This window comes from Sphingomonas sp. MMS12-HWE2-04, from assembly GCF_044881185.1.
Taxonomy (GTDB): domain Bacteria; phylum Pseudomonadota; class Alphaproteobacteria; order Sphingomonadales; family Sphingomonadaceae; genus Sphingomonas.
The window spans coordinates 667,787-682,818 of record NZ_CP173254.1 but is presented as its reverse complement, the minus strand read 5'-3'; the positions used below and the strand labels follow the sequence as shown (position 1 = coordinate 682,818).

Annotated in this window: 18 protein-coding genes and 1 tRNA gene; 3 read left to right on the top strand and 16 right to left on the bottom strand. The window is 64.8% G+C overall.

The window, feature by feature from the left end:
* The first annotated feature begins 217 nt into the window (after window positions 1-217).
* Window positions 218-448, top strand: a complete 231-nt coding sequence (locus AB2M62_RS03075) for a hypothetical protein (protein ID WP_404337714.1) — start codon at window positions 218-220, stop codon at window positions 446-448.
* Here the strand turns inward: AB2M62_RS03075 and AB2M62_RS03070 are convergent.
* From AB2M62_RS03070 to AB2M62_RS03050, 5 genes are all read right to left on the bottom strand, one after another.
* Window positions 418-768, bottom strand: a complete 351-nt coding sequence (locus AB2M62_RS03070; protein WP_404337712.1) for a hypothetical protein — start codon at window positions 766-768, stop codon at window positions 418-420. The two genes, AB2M62_RS03075 and AB2M62_RS03070, sit on opposite strands and share 31 nt — an antisense overlap.
* Window positions 746-1,342: a transcriptional regulator gene (locus AB2M62_RS03065; protein WP_404337710.1), complete on the bottom strand. Its 597-nt coding sequence runs from the start codon at window positions 1,340-1,342 to the stop codon at window positions 746-748. The genes AB2M62_RS03070 and AB2M62_RS03065 overlap by 23 nt, the downstream gene beginning before the upstream one ends.
* Window positions 1,343-1,551: 209 nt before the next feature.
* Window positions 1,552-1,998 carry a DUF1810 domain-containing protein gene (locus AB2M62_RS03060; RefSeq protein WP_404337708.1) on the bottom strand — a complete coding sequence of 149 codons (447 nt, stop codon included), beginning with the start codon at window positions 1,996-1,998 and terminating at the stop codon, window positions 1,552-1,554.
* Window positions 1,995-2,207, bottom strand: a complete 213-nt coding sequence (locus AB2M62_RS03055) for a hypothetical protein (RefSeq protein ID WP_404337706.1) — start codon at window positions 2,205-2,207, stop codon at window positions 1,995-1,997. Before AB2M62_RS03055 ends, AB2M62_RS03060 begins: the two co-directional genes overlap by 4 nt.
* Window positions 2,208-2,423: 216 nt before the next feature.
* Window positions 2,424-3,722 carry a tyrosine-type recombinase/integrase gene (locus AB2M62_RS03050; RefSeq protein ID WP_404337704.1) on the bottom strand — a complete coding sequence of 433 codons (1,299 nt, stop codon included), beginning with the start codon at window positions 3,720-3,722 and terminating at the stop codon, window positions 2,424-2,426.
* A gap of 312 nt (window positions 3,723-4,034) precedes the next feature.
* On the opposite strand from AB2M62_RS03050, the gene AB2M62_RS03045 reads away from it, so the two are divergent.
* Together AB2M62_RS03045 and AB2M62_RS03040 are read left to right on the top strand one after the other, a co-directional pair.
* Window positions 4,035-4,111 (top strand) — tRNA-Trp (locus tag AB2M62_RS03045).
* 185 nt (window positions 4,112-4,296) lie between these two features.
* Window positions 4,297-4,578, top strand: a complete 282-nt coding sequence (locus AB2M62_RS03040; protein ID WP_404337702.1) for a hypothetical protein — start codon at window positions 4,297-4,299, stop codon at window positions 4,576-4,578.
* Here AB2M62_RS03040 and AB2M62_RS03035 read toward each other — a convergent pair.
* The 11 genes from AB2M62_RS03035 to AB2M62_RS02985 form a co-directional block, all read right to left on the bottom strand.
* Complete coding sequence (locus tag AB2M62_RS03035) at window positions 4,491-5,663, bottom strand: ATP-binding protein (RefSeq protein ID WP_404337700.1); 1,173 nt, start codon at window positions 5,661-5,663, stop codon at window positions 4,491-4,493. The two genes, AB2M62_RS03040 and AB2M62_RS03035, sit on opposite strands and share 88 nt — an antisense overlap.
* Window positions 5,645-6,670 (bottom strand): hypothetical protein, encoded by a 1,026-nt coding sequence (locus AB2M62_RS03030; RefSeq protein WP_404337698.1) that lies wholly within the window; start codon window positions 6,668-6,670, stop codon window positions 5,645-5,647. Before AB2M62_RS03030 ends, AB2M62_RS03035 begins: the two co-directional genes overlap by 19 nt.
* Before the next feature lie 61 nt (window positions 6,671-6,731).
* Window positions 6,732-8,153, bottom strand: coding sequence for an ATPase domain-containing protein (locus AB2M62_RS03025; RefSeq protein ID WP_404339769.1), 1,422 nt, complete (start codon window positions 8,151-8,153; stop codon window positions 6,732-6,734).
* 268 nt (window positions 8,154-8,421) lie between these two features.
* On the bottom strand, window positions 8,422-9,135 hold the full coding sequence (locus AB2M62_RS03020) for a gamma-glutamyl-gamma-aminobutyrate hydrolase family protein (RefSeq protein WP_404337696.1): 714 nt from the start codon (window positions 9,133-9,135) through the stop codon (window positions 8,422-8,424).
* A complete protein-coding gene (gene epsC / locus AB2M62_RS03015) occupies window positions 9,132-10,091 on the bottom strand; it encodes a serine O-acetyltransferase EpsC (RefSeq protein ID WP_404337694.1) in 960 nt (319 codons plus the stop codon). Before epsC ends, AB2M62_RS03020 begins: the two co-directional genes overlap by 4 nt.
* 8 nt (window positions 10,092-10,099) lie before the next feature.
* Window positions 10,100-10,741 (bottom strand): peroxiredoxin, encoded by a 642-nt coding sequence (locus AB2M62_RS03010; protein ID WP_404337692.1) that lies wholly within the window; start codon window positions 10,739-10,741, stop codon window positions 10,100-10,102.
* A 24-nt stretch (window positions 10,742-10,765) separates the two neighbouring features.
* Complete coding sequence (locus tag AB2M62_RS03005; RefSeq protein WP_404337690.1) at window positions 10,766-12,025, bottom strand: dicarboxylate/amino acid:cation symporter; 1,260 nt, start codon at window positions 12,023-12,025, stop codon at window positions 10,766-10,768.
* A gap of 194 nt (window positions 12,026-12,219) precedes the next feature.
* Window positions 12,220-12,366: a hypothetical protein gene (locus AB2M62_RS03000; RefSeq protein ID WP_404337688.1), complete on the bottom strand. Its 147-nt coding sequence runs from the start codon at window positions 12,364-12,366 to the stop codon at window positions 12,220-12,222.
* A gap of 108 nt (window positions 12,367-12,474) precedes the next feature.
* Window positions 12,475-12,729, bottom strand: coding sequence for a hypothetical protein (locus AB2M62_RS02995; protein ID WP_404337686.1), 255 nt, complete (start codon window positions 12,727-12,729; stop codon window positions 12,475-12,477).
* Between the two features lie 81 nt (window positions 12,730-12,810).
* Window positions 12,811-12,939, bottom strand: a complete 129-nt coding sequence (locus tag AB2M62_RS02990) for a hypothetical protein (protein WP_404337684.1) — start codon at window positions 12,937-12,939, stop codon at window positions 12,811-12,813.
* Between the two features lie 35 nt (window positions 12,940-12,974).
* Complete coding sequence (locus tag AB2M62_RS02985; protein WP_404337682.1) at window positions 12,975-15,014, bottom strand: amidohydrolase family protein; 2,040 nt, start codon at window positions 15,012-15,014, stop codon at window positions 12,975-12,977.
* Window positions 15,015-15,032: the final 18 nt, after the last annotated feature.

Sequence of the window (15,032 nt, the reverse complement as noted above, 5' to 3'; positions counted from 1 at the left end):
TTCCCCTTATGTTCCGAGCAAGTCGTTGATTCGTCAAGCCGCCGATCGACCGGCTCGAATATCTGGCCAGGGACATTCCTCCACGGCGCCTGTGAAACTCTCAACGAATTCCACCAACCGCGCGAGGAACTACGCAAATCCGACCGCGTTATCCCGGCAGAAGCCAGCTCGTGCCCTCCCCCCGGCACGAGCTGGCTTCCTCCATTTCGGGGTGGAAATGTCGATCGAAGCGAAGGATGGTCCACGGAGCGACGCGATGCGCTACGCGAGCGAGGCGTTGACGCAGAATCTGCGCGCATGCTGGAGCGAGCCGGTGGACACGTTCATCACCGGGAATATTCCGCTGCTCCTGACCAAGCTGTCCCGCATCCCCGCGATTCCCGCGACAGGTGCTCAGCCTGCCGAACCGCAGGCGCGTCATTCCAAGCCAGCGAACCAGTCCGCATAAAGCGTGTTGCGCGCCATGTGCCGATTGAAATCGGGTGCCCAATCGCTCCACCAGACGGGCCCGCGTTCTCCCAGCGCCTGTTTCGCGGCATCGACCCGCGCACGCGCCCGTCCTTCGGCGGCCTGGTCCTTCGCCCGCCGCGCGGTTCCGACGGCCCGACGCGCGTCCATCAACGCCTGAACCAACGCCTGCCTTCGCGCCTCGCCGAGGGACGGATCGGCCCTGCGCCAGAGCCGCCCGCGCACGACGAAATAGCGCCCGTCAGGCGTGACGGGATGCCCGGCCACTGTCTCCCGTTCAGCCACTTGTACGCCATGCATCGGCAACTCGCTCGGCAGCCTCCCGCACGGCAAGCCACCGCGCCCGCTCGGCCTCAGCGTCAGGCAAGGCGCGATGGGCTGCCAATCCATGGTCGCATGGCAGGCCCGAGCCCAGGATCTTGGCGACCGCAGCATCGAGGTCAGGGCTGGGCACAACCGGCGCAAGAACAGCAACCGCCACCTCGCGCAGCGCCTCGTCGCTCTTGCGGAGGCGAAGGCTATGCCGGGGAAGCCCTGCGGCTCGGAGCAGCGCGCTCATCCATTTGCCATCCCAGGAAGGCGCGCTGGCAAGCAGGTCATGCCCGCTCAGCTCGGCGATCATGCGCGCGGCGACAAGCCCATGATCGCTCCCATCGCGAAGCAGCAGGTCCCGCCCGATGTGATGGATCGCCTCGGCTGCGGGGTCCCAATCGGTCCAGTCGGGCGCCGGCCGGATCAGATAGCTCTCGGAACGCCCATCCTCGAAGATCCAGGCGACTTCGATTGGATAGCTCCGCTTGGCGAGAGAGGAAGCTTCGAAGTCGAGAAAGGCAAGCGTCGGACTCTCAACGGCAAAGCGGGCAATAAGCTTCAAAGCACGAAGGGCCGCCTCTTGCGAGACGGCCCTTCCATTGTCTTTGCTCTACGCGGTCAGCTCAACCGAGCCGGACCCCCGCGGTGGAGGTCGAGCGCAAATGGTCCGCCGCGTGCGGCTTGGGACAATGAGACATCTGACCACCTCCTTTCCGTTGTTGAACGATGGCTAGGATATGGGAGCACTCGCACAAGCTTCAAGCAGCGTTCCTAGGACCCTGACGATCCCTCCAAGCCCAGCAGGTGCCGTGTCGCGGCGTCACGCTCGCCCACGAACCAGCGGTCCAGCGCCGCAGCAAACAGCGGAGCTGGCATGACCGCCTCGAACAGCGTCAGCGACGAGCGCAACTTCATCGCATCGACCTCGCCCAGCACAGCGACAGGATCGCTGGTGCGAAGGTCCTGCAGCGCCTCCACGCATTCGACATAACGGGGTCCGAGCACAGGATGGGCAAGATAGGCTGCAGCCTCGTCGGCCGACCGTATCCCGAAGAACTGCGCCGTCGCGCTGCGGCCAAGGCCCGCGAGCTGGGGGAATATGAACCACATCCAGTGTGATCGCTTGGTGCCCCGCCGGATCTCGCCAAGGGCGGACGCATAGGTCGGCCCCTGCGCTTCCACGAAGCGTTCCAGCGATCCGGCATCGGCACCGCTCACAGCAATTCTCCCTGGGCCGCCACCTCAGGCGCGGGCGGCGGCGGTGGCACCGGCGACACTTCGAGACTGCCCTTGGAAAGCACACCCAGCACTTCCTGCGCCGGCACCGAACAATCGAGCCACCTGGCCCATTGGTCCAGCGGCAAACTAACTATAAGGTCCATCTCGATCTCCCGATAGACAAATTCGCTCCCACGTGAGCCGGTCACTGCCCGCTCCCTTGTCTGCAATGTCGCGTTCAGCCCGAATGCGGACGAACGCAGACGAGGCGACCGTGATACGTGATCGATATTGGGAGCGGCCGACCATAACTCTCGAAGAGTTTGCCGATTTCGCGTGCATGTCGGTCCGAAACTTAAACCGTCTTCGCGCAAAAAGGGACGCATCCTTTCCCACCGAAATGCGCCCCTCGGGTTGTTCTGTGTTCAAGCGAGTGGAAGTTGAGGACTGGATGGACGGCCGGGCAATTCATCAAAAGACGGTCTGGATTCATCCGGAATGGAAAGCGCATCGCAAAGGCCAGCGCTAGCCGCAAAGCCAATCAACAGGTTCTCCCATCGCTCGAATCCCTCGCGTTTCTCGTCGAAGAGGTCATACCCGTCATAAACCTCTTCCAGTCCCGTCTTCTTATGATTGAGCATGGCCTCCGCGGTTTCGAGATCAATTTTCAGCCGCTTAGTATTCGACCGCAGGGTCCGCCTCAGGTCATGAAAAGTGAAATGGGCGACAGGACAGCCTGCGGCCAGCTCCATACGGGCCCTGATGCGCGCGAGGACCTTGTACCATCCGGCGAGCATGGGTCCGTCCTTCCTAGATGACGGAATAAGCCAAGCCCGGTTCGTCGCCAGCAGCGAACGTCCCCATGGCCCCAAGGCAAGCCGATGCGTCTGGCTGTTCTTTGTCCGCTCGGGTGCGATCGACCAGATCCCGTCCCTGACCTCGCCTGCCGACGCTCCGAGCACCTCCTCCTTTCGGCAACCGGTCAAAAGTAGAAGCAAAACCGCTCGCTGGTAGATCCGCTTTTCCTCGGCGACCGCAGTGAGCAACCATCCGAGCTCCTCATGGCTGAGGTGCCGCGAGCGAGGCTTGGAGCGGAAATAGTTGGCCTCGAGCGTGACGGCAGGATTGGTCTTTAGAATAACACCCGCCACCTTGCCAGGCCTGCCGGCGCACCATTTGAAGAAGACCTTGAGCTCCGCGGCCAGGCGATTCGCCCGAATGGGTGCCGTCTTCCCCTTGGCCAGCACCAGCGACCAGAGATCATCGTCCGTCAGCTCTTGGAGGATGCGAGCTCCAAGTTGATCGCGAATATCCCCAGTCCAGATATATTCCTTCCCCGAGATCGAGCGCGGCTTGAGCGTTCGATGCTCGCCCTTGCGAACCGAGGCCATGTAGAGCGCATGGGCGTCGGCCACGGTCAAATGACCGGCGCGCTCGACGCGTGCGACCTGCACAGGGTCTAAGCCCTGCTCGGCGGACAGGTTCAGTGTCGCCGCCCATTCTCGGGCTGCGGCGATGCTATAAGCGGGATAGGACCCGAGAGTCAGCTTTAGGGCGCTCTTCGAACTCTGCCCGGCTATGCGGCGGCGGTATTTCCAGGCCCTTCGAATCTGCCCGCGAGACCGCTTGGCCTCGATATAAAGGCCAGGGGTCTTGGGGTCGGTCATCTGCCCGGCTTGAAGGTTCTCGATCAGAGCTTGTGTCAGCGCATTCCTGTGTTCCATGGGTGGCTCATTCTCATGCGGCCGCTAGCCCGCTTTTTGGACACAAACATCGGGGATTTCAGAGGCACAACTTGGACACAAGAGGCGTCCTGAGCTGTCTTTTTTTGTCCTGAAACGACCATCGCTTCACGATCCCGACATTGTCCCCGCACCGCAGGTGCGTGGCCGAAAGGCCGCCAAGCAGGCGACAAACTTGCCCGAGATCCGATCAATTAAGTTTTGAAATACAGAAGCTTAACCAGACAGCACGGAGTAAGATCGCCTAGGGCTATTGCTCCCACAAGAACGCCACGCTATGGCCCGCGTCCGCACAGGGGCGTAGCTCAGCTGGTTAGAGCGTCGGTCTCCAAAACCGAAGGCCCTCGGTTCGAATCCGAGCGCCCCTGCCATTTCGGACTGGCTCCGATTTCGGCTCGTTCGCTGCTTCGGTGGGTTCACGAAGCTGGCGGATCCTCCGCCCCCTGCTCGACCTTTGGCGTTTTGCCTGGCGGCGCCGGTCCAGCGCGCATAGTCCGTGGGAACCCAAACCGTATCTCGCGACTCTTTCAAGCGACAACCATCACGAGGACGCCAGATGACCGAAGCGACCTGGAACGACGAAGCCAAGACTCCGGAGATCGACTGGCGGATGAGCGCGTCGCTTGAAAACGTCCCACGGGGTGAAAACGAATTGGCCGAGGTCACAAGCCTCGAGGGTGCGGTGCGCGCCTGGCTCGATCTCGACGATCATCACCAGAGCGATGCGATCCTGACCCTCGAGCGGCCGCTTCAGCTCGACGGCGCACTGGTGGACAAGTTCATCGGGTCGGCGATAGGCCATTTGGCGGAGCGCCTTCCCTCTGCGTCGACGTCGTGACGTTGCGCCATCTCGGCGCAGGGAGCGGCTAGGCCCGGACGGATGTTCGACCTCGCACGGACGCCGGCTAGGAACCCGCGCGACCCGAACGGGCCTGAGCCAACGCGAATAGGCCAAGCGGGGTTAGGCCGAGCGGGATTAGGCCAAGCGGGATTAGGAAAGTGAATTCTGGACGGGCGGATGTTGCTCCCCCTGCCCTGGCGGACGGATACCGAGCAAAGCAATTCGTCCACCTGCTTTGCGAGGTCCGCCTGGCGGAACGGCTTGGCAAGGCGCACGACATCACTTGGCACGTCGCTCCCCGCCGCTGCATATCCCGTCACCAGCAATGCGGGAATGGCGTTACCCGAGGCGCGCAGCTCGGTGATGAGTTGGCCGCCGGTCATCGTGGGCATAAGATAGTCGCTGACAAGCACATCCGCTTCCACGCCTGATCGCATCGCGGCAAGCGCCTGGTTCGCCGAGGATGCCTCCACCACGACATAGCCCAGGTCGCGCAGCATATCCGCGGTTGCCGATCGGACGAGGTCCTCGTCGTCCACCAGCAGAACCCGCGCCGCGCCGCGGGCACGAACCGGATCGCCCCCCTTGTCCATGGCATTGTGAGGGTTGTCGTCGGTAGCAGGCAACCACAGTTCGACCGACGTGCCGATGCCCAGCGCGCTTTGGAGATTCAGCGTGCCGCCGGACTGGGCGGCCAGGCCATGCACCATCGACAGCCCCAGCCCAGTGCCCTTGCCGATGCCCTTGGTCGAAAAAAATGGTTCGGTCGCGCGCTCCAGGGTCGCGCGGTCCATCCCGGCGCCGGTATCCAGCGCAGTCACGCGCAGATAATTTCCCGGCTCCAGGCCCAGCGAATTGCGATGGTCCACTGCGATCTCCGCCGCAGACAGTGTCAGCTTGCCGCCCCCCGGCATCGCATCGCGCGCATTGATCGAGAGGTTGAGCAGCGCGAGTTCAAGCTGGTTGGGATCGACGCGCGCCGAGGGCAACTGGGGCGGCATTTCCAGCACAACGGCAATAGTCGGTCCAAGCGTTCGACGGATCAGGTCGACGATCCCCTCGATCAGCCGGCTAACGTCCACTGCCTGCGGCTGAAGCGCCTGACGCCGGGCAAAGGCGAGGAGGCGTTGCGTAAGCGTTGCGGCGCGTTCGGCGGCTTCCAGCGCCCCCCGATCATGCGCTGCGTTCGCTCGTCATTGGCATGATGACGCCGGATCAGGTCGAGGCTGCCGACGATCGGCGTCAGCAGGTTGTTGAAGTCATGGGCGACCCCGCCGGTCAGCTGGCCGATCGCATCCATCTTCTGTGCCTGGGCAAGCTGGGCGTCTGCCTCCTTCCGGTCGGTTATATCCGAAACGACGCCCGCCATGCGAAGCGGTGTGCCGTCTGCGCCGTACCGCACGCGGCCCCTGATGACGATCGCCCGGTTTCGCCCCTGCGCGTCGACGATGCCGCACTCGACGTAGAGCGATCCGCTCTGCAGCGCAGCGTCGAACGCGCCCGAAATGGCGTCGCGCTCCGCGGCGTTCACATGCTCCAGGAACGTCGCCACGTCCCAATGGGGCAGCAGCGCGGGATAGCCGAAGATCTGGTCATGGCGAAGCGTGCGCCGCGCCTTGCCGCTGGCAAGGTCGATGTCCCAGCTGCCCATCTCGGCCGCCTCGAGCGCAATCTCCAGACTTTCGCGCGCATCCTCGAGATCGCGCGTGCGATCCACCACCGCCTGCTCGAGAGCCCCGGCAGCATCGCGCACCTGATATTGCCGGCTCCGCGCCTTGAGCGCGGAGCGTATCGTGCCCAGCATCGCCTCGGCATGGAGCGGCCTCTCCAGCAGAACGACGTTTCCCAGTTCGCTCAATCGGGCCGCCGCCGTCTTCGTGCGCGGGCTCGTGCTGCCATTGGCAAGCACGACGAAGGGTATGTCGGCCCAGGGCGGCTGACGGGTCACCCATTCTGCAAGCGCGCTGGTATCCGCGCTTGCCAGCGCCTCCTCGGTCAGCAGGACCGCGCCCGCGCCCGCACTCATTGCATCGAGCAGCTCGGCCTGATCGGAACAGATGTCGCATCGGATGCCGTTGCGGCCGAGCAAATCCGCGGCGATCGCGGCGTCCCGCCCGCGAGGCGCAAGGATCAGGACACGCTCGTGCATTTTAACCGTGCGCGTCCAGCGTTCCCATCCGGCTCGCCATCAGCGTCTTTCCTTCTCCCGAAAACGTCGGAACGCCGGTCAGGACGCCCTGGAACTGGCGTAGCGGCTCGCCGACGTTCAGCCCGTTGCCGCCAATCTGGAATTCGCGGATCGTCCGCTCGTGCTGCGCGGTGCGGGTCTTGATGACGGAAATGGCCTGGCGAACCTCGCCTTCGGCCTCGAAATAGCGAAGCTGCACTACCGTGTCGGAAAGGTAGCTGAGGTCGACGTCCGAACGGATGTCACCCATCACGCCGTGCAGCCCGAGTATCAGGATGCTGACGATCCCCTTCTGCCCCAGATAGGTCAGAAGCTCATGCATCTGCAGTACGAGAAACTGCTCGTTGGGCATCGATTGCAGATAGGCGTTCAGGCTGTCGATGACGATGACGCGGGCGCCTTGCTCCTCGACGGCCGCACGGATCGATCCGGCGAATTCGCCGGGGGACATTTCGGCCGGATCGACTGCGCGCAGTTCGAGCTGGCCGGAATTGATATAGGGCTGCAGGTCCATGCCCAGATTGGCGCTGCGCGTCAGCAGTGTCGGCAGGCGCTCGTCGAACAGGAAATACGCTGCATTCTCGCCGCGCTCGAGCGCAGTGACCATGCATTGCACGGACGTCGTGGTCTTGCCGACGCCGGCGGGCCCGGTGAGCAGCGTCGACGTGCCTGGCACCAGCCCGCCGCCCAGCAGCCGGTCGAGTGCCCCCGAGCCGGTCGAAACGGTGGGACGCGCCACGATAGCCTCATGCTCCGCGGCGACCAGACGGGGAAACACGCGCAGTCCGCCGCGTTCGATCTCGAAATCGTGATAGCCGCCGCGATAGCTGGCGCCGCGCATCTTCACCACGTGAAGGCGGCGGCGCTGGGCGCCGAACCCGGACAGCGTTTGTTCGAGCGAGACGACGCCATGCGCAATGCTGTGAAGCTGGAGGTCGCTGCCGCTGCCGCTCTTGTCGTCGAGAAACAACACCGAGCATTGCTGGGTCGAGAAGAAGTGTTTGAGCGCGAGTATCTGCCGCCGATAGCGGACCGGGCTCTGCGCAAGGAGGCGGAGCTCCGACAGGCTGTCCAGTACCACGCGGCTCGGTCGCAACTCCTCCACCTTGGCCATGATGTGGCGGATCGTCTCGCCCAGCTCGACTTCACTGGGATGCAGCAGCGTTTGCTCCTGGTCCTCGGAAAGTCCGTCTGCCGGCACCATCTCGAACAGCGTGATCGGATCGAGCGACCAGCCATGGGTCTCCGCCACGCCGCGCAGTTCCACCTCGGTTTCCGCAAGCGTAATGTACAACCCCGGCTCGCCACTCCTGGCGCCTGCGAGCAGGAAGGAAAGGCCAAGCGTCGTCTTTCCGGTCCCCGGCGTCCCCTCGATCAGATACATGCGGTGTGGGGTCAGCCCGCCATTCAGGATCGTGTCCAGGCCCGCAATGCCGGTCGAGGCAAGCGCTGGCGGTTCATGCGTTGGTGGCAATATTCGTATCCCGATTCCGGCAGTAGCGGCCTCGGATATGAAAGCATCTCGGAGCCGCGATGTTCCGTTATTCAGGTCGCCTGCCTGGATCTGCAACATATTTGTGTGCGCGCGATGACCTTGGGATGCTGGTGCGTGCGCGTCCACCCAGCCCGCGACGGGCTATCGCGCCGTATCGCTAGGCAGCCAGTGCTTCGCCCAGCAGCCGGAAAAACGCCTGGTTGGCCGGTTGGCGATCGACGTCCCATTCGGGATGCCATTGCACCGCCAGCACGGGCGCGCCGTTGGGGTGCGCGGAAAAGCCTTCGACCAGGCCGTCGCGCGTGGAATGCGCCTCGATCGACAGCCCGGCGCCCAACCGGTCGATGCCCTGGCGATGCACCGAATTGACCGCGAGTGTCCGCTCGCCCGTCGCTGCGGCGAGCATGCCGGCATCGCTCAGCGTCACATCGTGGCCGTGCGCGAAGAGGCCATCGAACGATTGCCCCTCGTCTTCGAGATGATGGCCGGCGACATCGCCGCGCAGCGTCCCGCCGAACAGCACGTTGAGCTCCTGCAGGCCCCGGCAAATGCCGAAAACCGGGCGCCCCGCATCGATCATCGCGCCGGCGAGCGCGAGCGCGACTTCGTCGCGCTGCTCGTCCAGCGGGGTTTCGTCCCGATCACCGCCGCCATAACGCCGCGCCGCGACGTTGGAGCGCGATCCGGTGAGAAGCAGGCCGTCCAGCCGGCCCGCCAGCGCACGCGCATCGAACGTGTCCGTCATCGCAGGCACCAGCAACACCACTGCCCCGGAGAAACGGGCAAGTGGCGTGATGAACCGACTGGCCACCACCTGGATCGGCCGATCCGCGACCTCGTTGCAGCAAAGCACCCCGATCAGCGGCTTCACGCGGCGTGCTCCGCCAGTCGGGCGGCGACATCGCCCTCGGCAGCCCCCTCGAGCCGGATCGCGCCGGGCTGGACCAGCACGCTGTCCGGCGGCACATCGTCGAGCAACCAGACATTGCCGCCGATCGTGCTGCCCCGGCCGATCGTCACCCGGCCGAGAATCGTCGCCCCGGCATAGATGATCACGTCATCCTCGACGATCGGATGGCGCGCATTGCGGGTGCGCGGACCGGCCGGCGCCAGCCCCAGCGGACTGCGCGCGCCTAGCGTCACATGCTGATAGAGCCGGACATTGCTGCCGATGATCGCCGTCTCGCCGATGACGACGCCGGTCCCGTGATCGATGAAGAAGCGCGGACCGATGGTGGCGCCGGGATGGATGTCGATCCCGGTGCGGGCATTGGCGAGCTCGGAGATCACCCGCGCCACGATCACCGCGCCCAGCGTGTGCAGCTGGTGGGCGATGCGATGATGGAGGATCGCCAAAGCCCCAGGATAGCTGATCAATATCTCGTCCGGGCTTCGCGCCGCAGGATCCCCGACGAACGCCGCCTCGACATCGACATCGAGCTGCGCGCGGATTTCGGGCAGCGCGGTGGTGAACAGACGGACGATCGTGTCCGGCTGGTCTGCGTCGAAGGGCACGCGGCACTCGGCCTGCCAATAATCGAGCTCGCAGGCGATCTGCTCGCGCAGGATCGCGAGCGCTTCCCCGAGCCGATCCGCCACGAAATCATCCTCGCGGGCAATACCGCCCCGGAAACCGCCCAGGCGCGTGGGGAACAGCGCCGCCGAGATCTGCTCGACGAAGCGCGTCAGCTCGACCGGGCCGGGGAAGCGGGAAAGCCCCTGCCCCTCGCCGCGGCCTTCGCGCCATGCCGAGCGAACCGCTTTCAGCGCCGAAACCGCCTCGGCGATCTCTGCGCTGAACGGCCTGGACAAAAGCTGCGTCGTCATTTGGCGGCTCAATCCGCGGGCTCGGGCTGCGGCACGGTGCGCAGATAGGGCGTATGCTCGGTCCAGCCATCCGGGAAGAGCGCGCGCGCCTCGTCGGTGCTGAGGGAAGGCAGGATGATCACGTCGTCGCCCTGCTTCCAGTCGGCAGGGGTTGCAACCTTGCTGCGATCGGTGAGCTGAAGGCTATCGATCGTTCGCAGTATCTCGTCGAAATTGCGCCCCGTCGACGCCGGATAGGTGAGCGTCAGCCGAACGCGCTTGGTCGGATCGATGATGAACACGCTGCGCACCGTCGCGGTGTCCGATGCGTTGGGATGGATCAGCCCGAGCAGATCGGCGATGCGGCGGTCGACATCGGCGATCAGCGGGAAATTGAGCGCCGTGCCCTGCGTTTGCTCGATGTCCTTCGCCCAGCCCAGATGGCGGTCGACCGGATCGACCGACAGGCCGATAACCTTGACGCCGCGCCGTTCAAATTCGGGCTTCAACCTGGCGACCGCACCAAGCTCGGTCGTGCAGACCGGTGTGAAATCCTTTGGGTGAGAGAATAGCACCACCCAGTCAGTACCCGCCCAGCTATAGAAATTGAGCGGTCCTTCCGTCGATTCCTGCGTGAAGTCGGGAACGGTGTCGAAGAGCTTCAGGGACATGGCTGGGCTTTCGTCGCTAGGATTTCAGGCCGGTACGGGAACGCCGTCCGCGTCGCTGCGGAACCGTTCCAGATCGAGGATGCCGGCGCGCTTCGCGACGAGTGTCGGGACGAGCGCCTGGCCGGCGACGTTGACTGCGGTGCGGCCCATGTCGAGAATGGGGTCGATCGCGAGCAGCAGCCCGACGCCTTCAAGCGGCAGATGCAGCGTCGAGAGCGTCAGCGTGAGCATCACGGTGGCGCCGGTTAGCCCAGCGGTCGCGGCGGAGCCGATCACCGAGACGAACGCAATCAGGCCGTAATCGGCAAGGTGGAGCTGCAGCCCGTAGAACTGCGCGACGAAGATCGCCGCCACCGCCGGATAGATTGCCGCGCAGCCGTCCATCTTGGTGGTCGCACCCAGCGGCACCGCGAAGGCGGCATAGGCACGCGGAACGCCCAGCGCACGCTCGGTCACGTCCTCCGTCACGGGCAGCGTGCCGACCGACGAGCGTGACACGAAGCCGAGCTGGATCGCAGGCCAGGCGTGCGCGAAGAATCGCAGTGGGCTGAGGCCATTGGCCACGAGCAGCAGCGGATAGACGGCCAGCAGGACCAGGCCGAGCCCGAGATAGACGGTGCCCGCGAACGAGCCAAGCGCCGACAGCGCTTCCCAGCCGTAGCGAAGGACAGCGTCGCCGATCAGCGCGGCGCTACCGATCGGAGTCAGTGCGATCACCCAGCGTAGCAGGCGGCGGAAGATTACCAGCGCCGACGCATTGAAGGCGAGAAAACCTTCTCCCGCGGGGCCGACCCGCACCGCTGCCGCGCCGATCGCGATTGCCGCGACGATGATCTGCAGCACATTGAACGACAGCGCCGTCTTCAGGCCGCCCGGCTCGCTGCTGGTCGACGCCGTCAGTCCCAGGAAATTGGCGGGCACGAGGCTTTTGAGGAAATCGACCCAGGAGCCGTTGGTCGCCGGCGCCCTGGCAGAGGCGATATCGACGCCGGCGTGCAGGCCGGGCTGGATCGCTAGACCCAGCACGATTCCGATCACCACTGCGATCAGGGCAGTCGCGGCAAACCACAACAAGGTCTGCAGCACCAGCTTGGCGGCATTTTCGATGTCGCGCAGCGCCGCGATCGACGCAACGATAGCAGTGAACACCAAAGGCGGGACCAGCGCCTTGAGCAGCTGGACGAAAATCTGGCCGACGGTGTGCAGCGCCTCGCCCACACCGTCGGTCGCGGGACCGGCGATGCCGGCGCGGAGGATCAGTCCGATCGCCAAGCCAACGGCCATGCCCAATAGCACGCGTGCGCCAAATCCCGCGCCACGCGCCTTCGCGCCCTCCGGGCTGGTTTTCGCCACTGTCGCCTCAGACACGATACGCCTCAACCGCTAAGGATCGAGCGCACAATATCCTATCGACTTAGTGGGTAAATAAACAAAAGCTTCGGCTACGCATGATTGAGGTTTGCTGCGCCATCGCCGGGTCAGGCATCGCGGACGAAATTGGCGCGAAGCTGAAGCTCCTCGGCTCGCCTCCGCCACGCGGCGGCGACAATCGGATTGCGGCAGACAGCGGCGCGCGCGCGCTCCTCGCGGGCACGTCGTTCGAAGAACAGGGTTTCATCGTTCATGGCACGTCTCCCGGATGCGACTGAACGCACGAGATACGGCTCCTGGTTCCGCCGCGCCCGGTCCGAACCGAGTAGGGCGTAGCGAGAACGCTCGCTATGCCCGCGCTGTCACAGGCCCAGCCTGTCCAATTTGGCTTCGATGTCGGCGGATACCGGCATCCCCTTGGTGAGCCGCCCAAGCTTCGTGCGAAGCTTCGAGGCCGCATTGCGGTACGCCTGCCATCGCGTCCGCCGGGCGGTCCGGGTCACATAGGGCGCTTTCCAATCGAGCTTGATTTCTTCGGCTGCGATCATCGCTTCTACGATTGCGATCGCATCGCGGACTCCTTCGGCGCGGCCTGCTCGGAACTCGGTGCTGTCCATCTTTACTCAACCCGCAATGTCAACATGGGCGCACAACGCACGGATCGACAGAACGCGCGGCAACATGCATCCCGGCGCCGATCAGTCGAAGTTCGGATTCTCCGGCGGATCGCTCGCCGGAAAACTCTCTTCCTCGCCTTCGTCGATCAGTTCTTCCAGATGCTCCCGATCGGGCTCTTCGGGGGTCGGCAAGGGGTCGTAGTCGCGCATCGGGGAAACTCCTTTCGAACAGTACGCCGTGACCATCATTTCGGCATGCCGGCAAGGCCACTCGCCTGGCGCAGGGCCGCGCCGTCGAGGCGGTAGCCGTCGAGGAAGACGAGGTTGACGTGGCGGAGATTGGCGAGATCCTTGGAGACGTCACCATCGACCAGCACCAGGTTTGCGGTCTTGCCCCGCGCGATCGATCCGGCGCGGTCGTCCATCCCGGTGACGCGCGCCGGGACGATCGTCGCGGTCTGCAGCGCCTCGGCGTTGCTCAGCCCGGCCAACTGATAAAGTTCGAGTTCGCGCACCAGCTCGAGTCCATAGCCATCGGTTCCCGCGACGATCCGCACGCCCGCCTGGTGTAGCCGGCCGACGAGGCTGACCATCTTGTCGAAGCTCTTGCGATAATCGTCGCGCGTCAGCCCCTCGGACAGCGGATAGCCGCCGATCTTCCAGCCGCGGACGACCGATGGCGGAGCGACGTCGGCAAAAGCCGCATATTCCGGGGAGATCGCGCTCCCGTCTGAGGTCATCAACGGCTCCCACACCGTCAGCGTCGGATCGATGACCGTGTGCCGTTTCGCCAGTTCGGCGTAGAAGGCCTGCATCGCGGGGGAATCGAGATCGACATCCTTGCCGTATCGCGCCGGCCCTTCGAGCCGCGCCGCGGTGTTGGCCTTGTCCACCACGTCCTGCGGCATCGCCTGCATCATGATGAAATTGATGTGGGTGACTTCGTCATACCCCGCGCGCACGGCATCGAGCGGACGCATGCCCGCGGGCACATGGCCGTGGACGTACAGGCCGAGCTTGTGCGCCTCCGCGGCAGCGGGTGCGATCCAGGCGGGAGTCATCGACGTGTAGAACTTCACGCCCCACAGGCCCGATGCCTTGATCTTGTCGACCGCGGCAATCGCTTCGGCCGCGGACGAGACCGTCAGCGCGCCTTGAGCAGCGAGCGGGTCCTTGCGGTCGACGATGACGGAGACCTTGCCATCGGGTGCCAGCAAGTCGCCGGCCGCCCGGCGCTTGTAGATGCTGAGCGCCTCCTCGATCAGCGAGCCCGGGCTGCGATAGTTGGTCATGCCCGTGGCGACGTTCTGCAACAGGTTCCAATCGTCGCCGACATGCTGGTGCGCGTCCCACAAGCCGGGGACCAGCGTCTTGCCGCGCCCGTCTATCACCGTCGCACCCGCAGGCGCCTTGATCGTGCCGGCAGCCCCCGTAGCCGCGACCTTTCCGTCCGCGATCAGCACGGCGCGCTCGGGGAGATACTGGCCCGCGACCGAATCGAAGAGCAGCACATGATCCACCAGCGTGGGCGTGCGATTGCCAGGGCTCAGGAAGCGCCGCGCGACGCCGCGCACCATCTCGGCGGTCGCCTTGTCCTGAACGTCCTTCAGCGGCGCGCCGACGGCCTCATAGCCCTCGGGCAGCAGCGAAATGCTGCCGACATTGCCGAAGAAGCGGTTGTCGCTGTCGAGCCAGACCGCAGACGGCGCAAAGCCATAGCCGGTGATGTAGGCGAGCTTGACGGTCTTGGGCCCCGATGGTCCCGTGATCTGTGCCGACTGCGCGATGCGGAGGCTGGCGTGGCCGGTGGGCAGCAGATCGACGCCCTTCTCGCCGGCAGCGACCAACGCCTCTATGTCTTTTTCGCCGGCGAGCCAGGGCCCGCCATAGCTATTGTAGCGCTTGCCGCTGAACGGCGCCGAGCCGGCATCGATCGCCGTCTTCCAATGCGCGACGCCGCCGGCATCGACCTGGAAGCTCTCGGTGGCGTCGCCCTGGTCGGTGAACCCCCGAATGTCCATCGCCGTGACCCGCCGGTCCTTGTCCAGCGTCATTACTTCGTCGGTCTCGGTGACCCAGCCGCGCAGCGACATCGACATGCGATAGGCCACGCGCCCGTCCGGCATCGTCCAGGACCAGACGTCGCCATGCTTCCCGGCCGTCGAGCTGATCGTGAAGTGACGCGCCCCCGCTGGCGGCGCCATCAGTTGTTCCTTCGGCGTCTGTGCGGCGCAGGTCAACGGCGCGGTCGTCGCGAGCAACGACGCAAGAATCAGTAGGCGCATTCGCATTCCCCCTCGGCA